The following is an 11,688-nucleotide window of genomic DNA, read 5'->3' as shown; positions in this document are numbered from 1 at the left end:
TCGCTGGCGTAGCTCATCGACAGGTTGCCCAGCATCCGCGGACCGTTGTAGTTGGCGCCGATGTTCACCCGGTGCCGCGACGGCAGGTTCAGTTCCGAGATGTCGAACCCCGAGGGCTCGGGGGTCGGCTGGAACGAGTAGTTGGCAAAGCCCGACCAGCCGGCCGCGATGTCGGCGTCGACGCCGAGTTCGAGCCCCTTCTGGCGCACCTTGCCGAAGTTCAGGTAGGTGAACGAGGCCGGCAGCCCATTGCCCGGACCGAAGCGGCCCGAGAGGAAGATCAGCTCGAGCGCGGCGGGCGGCAGCGGCCAGCCCGGCGGCGGATTGGCGGCGCGATACGACCCGTTCTGCGTGAAGAAGATCGAGTTCTTGCTGTCGTTGACGTAGAAGGCGGCGCTGACGGTCGCGCGGTTGGCGATCACGCCCGAGTAGCCGATCTCGTACGCGTCGAGCGACTCCTCGGAGAGGCCGGGGTTGCCGACGGCGGCGACGGGGAAGTTGTACACGCGCCCGGCCAGCCCCGGGTTGAGCGCGCCGAGATCGAGCTGGTTGATGATCGTCGTGTCGAGGAAGTTGTTGACCAGCGAGGGTGCCCGGTACGCGCGGTTGTACGACACGCGAATCGTGTGTGCGGGCGCGGGCTTGAACATCAGGGTCGTGCGCGGGGAGAAGACGACGTTGTCGAGCACGGAGAACTTGTCCACACGGCCGCCGACCACCCAGCGCCACATCGACGACAGGAAGATCTCGTCCTGCAGGTAGACGCCGCCCTCGGTCCGGGAGTCCTCGCCGGGTGCCAACGACAGGTCGAAGGCGTTGTAGCGGAAGTTGCCGCCCATGCTCAGCACGTGGCGGGTGCCGATGGTGGCCAGGTGGCCGGCCTCGACGTCGAAGGTCGTGTTCTTGAAGATGAAGGGCAGCGGCCTGCCGTCGACGCCGACGGCGAGCAGGTTGGTGGCGCTACCATCGACGCGGTTGACGAAGGTGTTGAGCCGCGTCGCGCCGCGCGAGTAGTTCACCTTGCCGTACGCCAGGTAGGTCCCGCGATCGATGTCGAAGGGCCCGATCCCGGTGTGGATCATGCCCTCGGTGCCCGAGAAGCCGCCCTGCATGACCACCTTCTGGCGACCGTCCGGATGGTCGTAGTCGAGGCGGGCATCGAACTTCGGCTGTCGCGTGCCGCTGTTGCCGAAGTCGGGGTACTGCGTCGCGGTGCCATTGTTGATGGGGCCCGACGGCCGGGCCATCGCGTCCTGCTGGTAGTAGCCACTGGTCACCTTGTAGGCCCAGCGGTCGTTGACCGCCGCCGCGTGGCTGGCGCTGACCGAGAACAGGTTGCCCTGGGCGCGCTCGACGCCGTCCGCGTCGCGCCCGAAGACGCCGCCGCTCAGCGAGAACGACGACCCCTGCTGCTCGCGCGGGGTCTTGGTGATGATGTTGACCACGCCGGTCAGCGCGTTGGCGCCCCAGACCGCGGAGGCCGGCCCGCGGATGACCTCGATCTGCTTGATCTCCTGCGGGTCGATCGGCAGGAAGTCCCAGGCGATGAACCCGAAGAAGTCCTGGTAGATGCTCCGGCCGTCCACCAGCGCCAGTTGCGAGGTCGCGAGGGTCCCGGTCGCCGAGCGGGAGGTGATGTTGATGTCGCGCGCCGAGGTCTGCGTGACGTTCAGCCCGGGCACGGCGCGCAGCAGGTCGGCGTAGTTGGTGGCCGGGGAGTTCTGGATGAGCGCCTGATCGATCAGGGTCACCGTGGCGGGCGCATTGACCAGCGCCTGCTCCGTGCGGGAGGCGCTGACCACCACTTCCTCTTCGTACTTCTGCTTTTCCTCGGCCTCAGCCTCGGCAGGAGGCTGAGGCGCCGGTTGCCCGGTGGCCGGGGCTGGGGCCGGCGGCGCGGTCGGGGCCTGGGCGAGGACGGTCGAGGGGCACGTGCTCCACGCGAGGAGGAACAGCGCCGATGCAAGCATGGACGCGGGGCGACGAGTCATGGGTTCGAGTGCTCAACCTTACGCTCGTGACGGCTGGGCTGCAACTATCGGGCGCTACACGTCCAGTTCCTCGGCCTCCTCGGCGCGGTCCATGATGAACCGGAACCGGGCCGAGGCATCTTTCCCCATCAGCTCGTTGATCACCCGATCGGTGACCAGTTGGTCGGCGATCGTGACCCGGAGAAGACGACGCGTCTTGGGGTTCAGGGTCGTCTCCCACAGCACCTTCGGCATCATCTCGCCGAGGCCCTTGAAGCGCGTGATGTCTGGCCGGGCCCGCCCGGTGAGCTTCTTCACCAGCGCATCCCGCTGGGCATCGTCCTGCGCCCAGAACGTCTCCTTGCCCACGTCGATGCGGAACAGGGGCGGCTGCGCCAGGTAGACGCGGCCACCGGCGATCAGCTGCGGCATGTGCCGGTAGATGAACGTCAGCAGGAGGGTCGCGATGTGGTGGCCGTCGGAGTCGGCGTCGGCCAGGATGATGACCTTGCCGTACCGCAGGCGCGCCAGATCGAACTGCTTGCCGACGCCGCAGCCGAGGGCCGTGACCAGGTCGGCCAGTTCCTTGTTCTCGAGGACCTTGGCGGTCGAGGCGCTCTCGGTGTTCAACACCTTGCCGCGCAACGGCAGGATCGCCTGCCGGATGCGGTCGCGGCCCTGCTTGGCGGAACCGCCGGCCGAGTCGCCCTCGACGATGAAGAGCTCGCTGAGGCCGCGGTTGGTGGTGGTGCAATCGGAGAGCTTGCCGGGCAGGGTGAGGCGATGGGCGGTCGCCGTCTTGCGGGTCACCTCCTGCTGCGCGGCGCGGCTGGCCTCGCGGGCGCGCGCGGCGAGGATCACCCGCGCGACAATGGCCTCGGCAATCGAGATGTTCGAGTTCAGCCAGTGCTCGAGCGCCGGGCGCACCAGGCCGTCGACGGCCGATAGCACCTCGGGGTTGTTCAGCCGGTCCTTCGTCTGCCCCTGGAACTGCGGCTCCTCGATGAACACGCTCAGCACGCCCACCAGGCCCTCGCGCAGATCCTCGGCGGTGAGGGTCACGCCGCGGGGCGTGAGGTTGTGCGTCTCGATGAAGTTGCGCATCGCCTTGCCGAGGCCGGCGCGCAATCCGTTCTCGTGGGTGCCGCCCGACCCCGTCGGGATGCCGTTGACGTAGCTGCGCAGGTGCTCGTCGGTCGACTCGGTCCACTGGAGGGCGAGGTCGAGCCGCAGGGCGCCGTCGCGCGTGACGACGAAGGCCGTGTCGTGCACCGGCTTCGCGCCCCGGTCGGCGACCAGCTTCTTCAGGTAGTCGGCCAGGCCATCGGCGTGGTTGTAGGTGACCTTCTCCCGGGTCACCTCGTTCTCGAACGAGATCTTCAGGCCGCGATGCAGGTAGCTGGCGATTTCGAGGCGCTGGGCGATGGTCTCGGCGTCGAACTCGATCTTCGGGAAGATGGTCGCGTCGGGATGGAAGAAGACGGTCGTGCCCGTGCCGCGCGCGGGGCCGAGTTTCTTGATGGGGCCCTGGGGCACGCCCTGGCGGAAGCGCAGCTCCCAGAGGAATCCGTCGCGCTTGACGGTGGCGACCAGTTCCTTCGACAGCGCGTTGACCACCGAGGCGCCGACGCCGTGCAGGCCGCCTGACGTCTTGTAGTTGCCCTGCTCGAACTTCCCGCCGGCATGGAGCACGGTGAAGATGACCTCGAGGGCCGTCTTCCTGGTCTGGGCGTGCTCATCCACGGGGATGCCGCGCCCGTCGTCGGTCACGGTGATGGAGCTGCCGTCGGCGTGCAGGACCACGCCGATCTGGCTCGCATATCCGTTCATCGCCTCGTCGATGGAGTTGTCGAGGACCTCCCAGACGAGATGATGCAGCCCGGCGGCGCCGACGCCGCCGATGTACATGCCGGGGCGCTTGCGGACCGGCTCGAGCCCCTCGAGGACGGTGATGTCTTTGGCGGTGTAGGACGTGCTCATTCGGCAGGTGTTCGGTCAGGCGGGCCGGACTGCCGGCCGCGGGCCACAGGAGACCCGAGGCGAGCCGCGGCGCCGCCGAGCAAGGATACGGCAGGCGAAACAAAAACAAAAGGCGGCGAGTGCGTGTGCACCCGCCGCCCGTTCTTGTCACTACCGACTGCCGACTGCCGCCGACTGCCGCCTGCCGATGTCCTATTTGATGAACAGCATTTCCCGGTAGGTCGGCAGCGGCCAGTCGTTGGACGGCACGATCTGCTCGATGGCATCACCGGTCTCGCGCAGCGCGGCCATGGCGGGCACGATCTTGTCGCGCATGTACTTGGCGTGCTTGTGCGAGTCGCCGTTGCCCTCATGGGCGAGCGCCTTGATCAGGGCCTCGGTGCGCTGCTTGAAGCTGTCCACCAGCTTGGTGAGCTCGGTCAGCAGCTTCTTGGCTTCCTTGCTCTGGACGCCGGCCGCCTTGCCCGCGGCCACCGACTGCGCCACCTGCGTGACGTAGGACAGCGCGGCCGGCAGGATGTACCGGTTGGCCATCAGCACCATCGTCTGGGCCTCGATGTTGATGGACTTGTTGTAGGCCTCCAGGTTGATCTCGAGGCGTGCCTCGAGCTCCCGCTTGTTGAGGACCTTGTAGTCCTCGAACAGCTTGACGGCCTCGGCCGTGCCGAGCTGGGGCAGGGCGTCGACGGTGTTGCGGAGGTTCAGCAGGCCGCGCTTGGCAGCTTCCTTCTGCCATTCCTCCGAGTAGCCGTTGCCGTTGAAGATGATCCGCTTGTTCTCCTTGACCAGCTTGACCAGGAGCTTGCCGATCGCGTCCTCGAGCGCCGCCCCCTTCTCGACCGCCTTCTCGAGCTCGGTCGCGATGTAGTCGAGCGACTCGGCCACGGCCACGTTCAGCACGATGTTCGGGAACGCGATGCTCTGGTTGGACGACACCGCGCGGAACTCGAACTTGTTGCCGGTGAAGGCGAACGGGCTCGTGCGGTTGCGGTCACCCGCGTCGCGCGGGAGCTTGGGCAGCACGTCGACGCCGGTCTCGAGCAGGCCGCCGTGCTGCGTGCTGCGCGTGGCCCCCTTCTCGATCTGCTCGAAGATGCTGGTGAGCATGTCGCCGAGGAAGATCGAGATGATGGCGGGCGGGGCCTCGTTGGCGCCGAGGCGATGGTCGTTACCGGCGCTGGCCACGCTCATGCGCAGCAGGCCCTGGTACTTGTTGACCGCGCGCAGGACGGCGGAGCAGAACACGAGGAACTGCACGTTGTCGTGCGGCGTGTCGCCCGGATTCAGGAGGTTGTTGCCCTCGCTGTCGGACATGCTCCAGTTGACGTGCTTGCCCGAGCCGTTGACGCCGGCAAATGGCTTCTCGTGCAGCAGGCAGGCGAGGCCGTGCTTGGGGGCGACGCGCTTGAGCGTCTCCATGACCATCATCTGGTGGTCGGTGGCGACGTTGGCCTGCTCGAAGATCGGCGCGATTTCGTACTGGCTCGGTGCGACCTCGTTGTGCCGCGTCTTGATCGGCACGCCGATGGCGTAGAGCTCGTCCTCCACCTCGCGCATGCAGGCCAGCACGCGCTCGGGGATCGAGCCAAAGTACTGATCCTCGAGCTCCTGGCCCTTCGGCGGCTTGGCCCCGAAGAGGGTCCGGCCGGCGCCGATCAGGTCCGGACGCGCGTAGTAGAAGTTGGCATCGATCAGGAAGTACTCCTGCTCGGGGCCGCACGTGGTCATGACGCGGTCCGACGAGGAGCCGAACAGCTTCAGGATGCGGACCGCCTGCTTCGAGAGCGCCTCGATGGAGCGGAGCAGCGGCGTCTTCTTGTCGAGCGACTCGCCGGTCCAGCTGACGAAGGCGCTCGGGATGACGAGGGTCGTGCCAGAGGCGGTCTTGTAGATCCAGGGCGGCGACGTCGGGTCCCACGCGGTGTAGCCGCGCGCCTCGAACGTCGATCGCATGCCCCCGGACGGGAACGACGAGGCGTCCGGCTCACCCTTGATGAGTTCCTTGCCGCTGAACTCGGTGACGGCCTTGCCTTCGGCGGTCGGCGACAGGAAGGCGTCGTGCTTCTCGGCGGTGATGCCGGTGAGGGGCTGGAACCAGTGCGTGTAGTGCGTGGCGCCGTGCTCGAGGGCCCAGTCCTTGACGGCGACGGCGACGGCGTCGGCCACCGACACGTCGAGGGTCTCGCCGCGCGTGATGGTACGGCGCAGGGCCTTGTAGACCGCCCGCGGCAGCTTGATGCGCTGGACGGCATCGTTGAACACGAGCCGGCCGAAGTCGTCCGCGGAACGGGGAGCAGGGCGGGAAGCGGGCCCGGTGATGGCCCATTCCCGGATGGCGCGAATGGCTTCGCGCGACGCAGCAGAACCCATAGTGACGTGTGCCTCGCGTGGAGAGGAAGACGTGGGCGGGCGCGGCATTGCACCCGACGCAAGTGGCGGCAGTATGCCGGATGGAGCGCAGTTGAGCAAGGCGGATGACACGGTTTGTTGAAACGCCAACTTTGAGCTAGCAAGTGGGGCAACAAACCCAAACAGGACACACCCGTGGCACGACAGCGAGTTGCTGGCAGGCCCATGCCGATCGGGGCACGGTGGGGTACCACGGGACCCGCCGTCTCGCTAGAATGACGACGTGACGACCTCGACCCTCAGCCCCCGCGAACGGGCGGCCCAGGATGCGGCGGCCCTCGTGGCGCTCCTGCGGACGGCCCCGACCACAGCCGTCGCCGCCCAGTTGATCGACCTCGGCGAGCATCTCGAACGCGCCATCCGCGCCTTCCACATGGAGGCGATCCGCTTCCGGGCGTTCACCATGAGTCGCCTCATCAAGCAGCACAGCGCCGACCTGCCCGCCGACGTCCCGGCGCGGATGGAAGCCATCCTGCATGACCTGGAGGCCGCTGGATTCCAGACCCGGTCGGTCACGGCGTGACCGACCGGGTCGTCATTCGGCGGCCCTGTGGTGGGAATTCCGCGATGCCGGAATGCTGACAATGTGAAGGCCGCACCTTCGGCCTCCAGCGTCGGCCGTCGTCCTTCATGGCCACGTCGGGACGTCCAAGGCCACCGGCGCCGCGGGATGCTGCCGGCCCCCGACATTTGCGCATCGCAGCATCACGGCATTGCGATCTGACCCGTGGCGATGCTGGAGACGATCGGGCCGAGCCGAAGGCGACGGCCCCACCCCGATGCGCGAGCGACCCGCGACGCAGCCATGAACGCCGACGTGCTGACTTCGAGTGCTGAGGAGCGACGGGATGCTGCCGGCCTTCGACATTCCGGCATCCCGGCATCGCGGCATTGCTGACCGCCGCCGAGCCCCGCTAGGGGCGAGGCGGCGGATACCTGTGGTGGTGCCCCGCGAAGCGCTCGTTGACCTGCGTGCGATCGTCCTTACCGGTCACTGCGGCCACGGCAGCGATCATGTCGGCCGCCGCGTCCCACCCGACCGAGTTGGTCTCCTCGTAGTGGCCGGCCGCCCGGCCGAGCGCCTGCCCGTAGCGGCAGGAGCCGACCACGGCCTCGCGCGCCGCACCCTCGGGCAGCGCCGCCGCTGCGGCGGGATCGTCGGCGAGGGCCTTGCAGCGTGTGCCGGCGACGGCATCGGGGAAGTCGATGATGCCGGCCGCATGGAGGCGCGCGCATGCGCCGGGGCCACCGAGCTTGTCGGCGACGCAGAGCACCCGGTAGTTGTCGATGGGCAGGATGTAGCCGAGCTCGTCGTTGCCAAGGCCCACGGCCCACGTGTAGGTCCCCGGTAGCATCCGCTTCACGTATCCGGGAATCCGCATGCGCTCGGGCGCGGCGTGCTGCTCCGGCGTCTCGTCCGCCCAGTGCTGCGGCGTGGCCGCGATGCCCCGCGGCAGGCCGATCACCAACTCGCCCGGCACTTCACCCGGCAGGAACGCCATGGTGACCTCACCGATGCGCAGCAGGCTCACGGCCGACCGCGTGTGGTCGCCCCTGCGAATCGGTCCCACCACCGGGTCGTCTTCGACCGCCCGCCGGTCGTCCGTGCAGGTCGCCGCGGTCTTGGGCCCCGAGGCCGGACACGTGAAGAGTTCCCCGGGCTTGAAGCCGAGCGCGGCCCGACCGGTCCGGGGATCCACGACCGCGAGCTTGCGGAACCCGATGTTCGACATGCGCGTGAAGAAGGCCTGGTGCGCCACGGTGAGCGGCCCCGGTGCCAGCGGACGCGCATCGCGTAACAGTCCCTCGACGGCCACGCCCAACTGCTCGCCGATGAGGATCGCCTTGCGGAAGTTGCGGACCTTGAAATCCTGGCCGGCGCTGCCGGGCGGCACGGCCGCCGACGGCGGCGTGTAGCCGTCGCCGATCGGGGCCCGCTCGGTGACCTCCCAGACCGGCACGTCGAGCGGCGACGCCATCGCGCCCACCGCCCCGTTGACGTAGACGACCTCGCCGCCGATGCGGCGGCCCAGCCAGCGCGCCAGCGCGCCCGGGTAGTCGGCCGTCAGGTAGCGCCCCTGGGCATCACAGGCCGTGTCGACCCAGCCCAGCGTGCGACAGGCCGCCGCGATGCGGTCGCGCGGTGGCGACCAGTTCAGCGTGCTCTCGGGGTGGTTGGCCCAGTTCACGAGCGTGGCGATGACGCGGCCGTCGACGGCGCGCGCCTGCAGCACGCCCAGCGTGGGGTCGAACACGCGCAGGCCGCCCAGATCACTGCCGCCGAAGTAGTGCAGGCCCTCGGCCACGCGCAGGGTGGCGGGTTCGAGACGCGCCACGGCCTCGCGCACCGCATCGCGCGCCTGTTCGAGAAACAGCCGGTACCACTCCGCGTTGACGGCGAACGCGGTGTCGGGGCCGTGGTGGTTGTGCGTGGCGTGCACGAGGACCTCGACACGGTCGCGCTGCGCCTCGGGTAGCACTTCCCGCACCATCCGCCGCAGTTCCTCGGCGTCGGGGCGGAACACCATGTACACATCGGCCGACACGATCACCACGACGCGCTCTGCGTCGGAGCGCTGCAGGGCGAAGGCGCGCACGCGCAGGTCGTCGCGCACCCAGTGGGCGTTGTCCCGGCCGTTGCCGACGGTCAGCGGCCCCTGGTCGAACTGGGCGGCGAACACGCCCGGGTCGTCGGCGTCGGCGTCGGGCGGCAGGCGCTCCGGCGCGGCGTAGCCGGTGCCGCCGTCGACGGTGGGCAGCACCGATCGGCTCGACGCGCCGACACGCCAGCCGGTCTCGGGCACCTGGGGGGCGGAGGCGCCGGCACAGGAGGCGGCGAGAGCGAGGGACAGCATCAGCAGCAGCGCGCGCATGGCATTCGATCCTAATCCGAGCGCCAGGCGCACGAGCGCGGGCGTCGTCGATGGAGGGCCTACTCGGCCGGGCCGATCACCACCGGTGCCGGCGGCACGATGCGCGTGAACGACCCGCGCTGCAGCAGTTCCCGACCCTTGCCGCTGCGCGCCGTGACGTCGTACTTGGCCGTGCTGATGGTCTGCTCGGCGCCGCGCGACGTCTCCACGATCATCAGGTCGCGGTCGCCCTTCGAGGCGATGAAGCCGAGCAGGCGATCGCGCGCGGCCTCGATCTTGATGAGGATGACGCCGCGTCCGGGACCCGACAGGACGTTGACCTCCTCGACGGGACACAGCATGGCGCGTGCCTCGCGCGTCGCCGCGATGATGGTCTCGGCGCCGGTCACCGGCGCGACGCCGACGATCTCGACGCCCTCCGGCATGCGCGCGAACTTGCGGCCGGCGCGGGTGCTCGGCTCGAGGTAGGGCTCGAGGCTGAAGCGCATCGCGTAGCCGTCGGAGGTGGCCGCCAGGGCGTGCCGCGATGGCGTGGCGCCCTCCGTCGTCGCGCGAAGGTCGGGACTGACGCGCGGGTCCAGGCTCATGGCCGCCACCACGCGCTCGCCATCCTTGAACTTGAACAGGCGCTGCACGGGCTCGCCGTATCCGGTGGAGGCCGGCACGTCGATGAAGCGGCACGTGTAGGCCACACCCTGCGTCGTGAACAGCACCAGGGTCGCGCGCGTGCTGCCGCCGATGGCCGCCAGCACCTCGTCGCCCTCGCGCAGGCGCGTCGTCGCCGGATCCTTGACCTCCTTCTGGCGCTTGATCCAGCCGTCGCGCGAGACGATGACGACGTTGTCCTCCTCGATGATGAAGGCCTCGGCGTCGTACTCGACCACGTCCTCGTCGCTGGCAAACGAGGTGCGCCGGCGATCGGCGCGCGTGTCGCTGTAGAGCTTCTGGACCTCGGCGATCTCGCTGCGCACGAGCGCCCAGCGTCCCGGTTCGTCCTCGAGGAGGGCGCGGATCTCGGCCTGCCGCTCGCGCTTGTCGGTGAGCTCGCGCTGGATGACCAGGATCTCCAGCCGCGCGAGGCGGTACACCTTGAGCTCCAGGATCGCGTCGGTCTGCTCCGCGTCGAGGCCGAAGCGCGCCATGATCTTGCCGGCCGCGTCGGCCTTGCCGTCCGACTTGCGGACGATGTCCAGGATCTCGTCGAGCGCGTCGAAGACCTTCTCGAAGCCCTCGAGGATGTGCAGCCGCTTGGCGAGGGCGGCCGCTTCGTGCTCGAGGCGCCGCGCCACCACGTCCATGCGGAAGTGGAGGAAGTGCCACAGCATGGCCTTGAGGTCGAGGCGCTCGGGCCGGCCGATGTCGTCCTGCTCGGTCGGGATGAGACAGGTGAGGTTCACCCCGAGGCTGACCTGCAGCGGTGTGTGCTTGCAGAGGTACGCCATCACGAGCGCGTCGTCGGCGTCGCGCTTGACCTCGAGTTCGACGCGGATGTCGTCGGTGCTCACGTCGCGGACGTCGAGCAGGGGCGGCAGCTTGCGCGACACGACGAGGTCGGCGATGCGCGTCACGAGCTCGGACTTGTCGACCGTGTAGGGGATGGCCGTGATCGTGATCACCTTGGTGGCGCGGCCGACCTCGCCCTTCTCCCACATGCCGCGCAGCCGGATGGCGCCGCTGCCCGTGCGGTAGATCTCCCTGAGCTCGTCCGGCGAGTTCAGGATCTGGCCGCCGGTGGGGAAGTCGGGGCCCTTGACGTAGCGGCACAACTGCAGCGTGGTGAGCTCGGGGTTGTCGATCAGCCGCAGCAGCGCCGTGCAGACCTCGCCGAGGTGGTGCGGCGGGATGTTGGTTGCCATGCCCACCGCGATGCCCATCGCGCCGTTGATGAGCAGCGTCGGCACCCGCGAGGGCAACACCACCGGCTCGGTGCGCGTGCCGTCGTAGTTGGGCCGGAACGGGACCGTGTCCTGATCGAGTTCGGCGAGGAGTTCGTCGCTGATGCGGGCGAGGCGGCACTCGGTGTAGCGCATGGCCGCCGCGCTGTCGCCATCGAGCGAGCCGAAGTTGCCGGAGCCGTCGATGAGCGGATAGCGCAGCGAGAACGGCTGCGCCATGCGCACGAGCGTCTCGTAGAGCGCGTTGTCGCCGTGCGGGTGGTAGTTGCCCATCACGTCGCCGACCACCTTGGCGCACTTGCGGTGCTTGGCGTCGGCGGTCAGGTTCTGCTGCCACATCGTGTAGAGGATGCGGCGCTGCACGGGCTTGAGGCCGTCGCGCACGTCGGGCAGGGCCCGCGAGGTGATGACCGACAGGGCGTAGTTGAGGTAGCGGGTCTGGGCGGCCTCGTGCAGGGGCACGGCGGTCTCGCCGGGCCCCGAGGGCGGCGTGTTGCCGCCGTCGGGGGCGTCGGGCAGGTCGAACAGGTTCGGTTCAGGCATGCGGTCGTGCGGACTCCA

6 protein-coding genes are annotated in these 11,688 nt (G+C 69.0%); 1 reads left to right on the top strand and 5 read right to left on the bottom strand.

Annotated elements, in window-relative coordinates; all coding sequences use genetic code 11:
- The 3 genes from ACIRDX_RS06690 to ACIRDX_RS06680 form a co-directional block, all read right to left on the bottom strand.
- On the bottom strand, positions 1–1,991 hold a 1,991-nt coding region (locus tag ACIRDX_RS06690), incomplete at its 3' end, for a TonB-dependent receptor plug domain-containing protein (RefSeq protein WP_396624626.1).
- Positions 1,992–2,045: 54 nt separating this feature from the next.
- Entirely contained in the window at positions 2,046–3,950 is a 1,905-nt protein-coding gene (locus tag ACIRDX_RS06685) for a type IIA DNA topoisomerase subunit B (RefSeq protein ID WP_396624625.1), read from the bottom strand.
- 192 nt (positions 3,951–4,142) lie between these two features.
- Entirely contained in the window at positions 4,143–6,320 is a 2,178-nt protein-coding gene (locus ACIRDX_RS06680; RefSeq protein WP_396624624.1) for a glutamine synthetase III, read from the bottom strand.
- Between the two features lie 262 nt (positions 6,321–6,582).
- On the opposite strand from ACIRDX_RS06680, the gene ACIRDX_RS06675 reads away from it, so the two are divergent.
- Positions 6,583–6,882, top strand: a complete 300-nt coding sequence (locus tag ACIRDX_RS06675) for a hypothetical protein (RefSeq protein WP_396624623.1) — start codon at positions 6,583–6,585, stop codon at positions 6,880–6,882.
- A 391-nt stretch (positions 6,883–7,273) separates the two neighbouring features.
- Here the strand turns inward: ACIRDX_RS06675 and ACIRDX_RS06670 are convergent, their stop codons facing one another.
- Together ACIRDX_RS06670 and ACIRDX_RS06665 are read right to left on the bottom strand one after the other, a co-directional pair.
- Complete coding sequence (locus tag ACIRDX_RS06670) at positions 7,274–9,232, bottom strand: hypothetical protein (RefSeq protein ID WP_396624622.1); 1,959 nt, start codon at positions 9,230–9,232, stop codon at positions 7,274–7,276.
- Between the two features lie 59 nt (positions 9,233–9,291).
- A complete protein-coding gene (locus ACIRDX_RS06665; RefSeq protein WP_396624621.1) occupies positions 9,292–11,670 on the bottom strand; it encodes a DNA topoisomerase (ATP-hydrolyzing) subunit A in 2,379 nt (792 codons plus the stop codon).
- Between the last annotated feature and the right edge of the window lie 18 nt (positions 11,671–11,688).

The sequence above is a fragment of the Luteitalea sp. genome (assembly GCF_044337415.1).
In the GTDB taxonomy this organism is placed as follows: Bacteria; Acidobacteriota; Vicinamibacteria; order Vicinamibacterales; family Vicinamibacteraceae; genus Luteitalea.
This window is presented reverse-complemented; position numbering and strand designations above follow the sequence as displayed.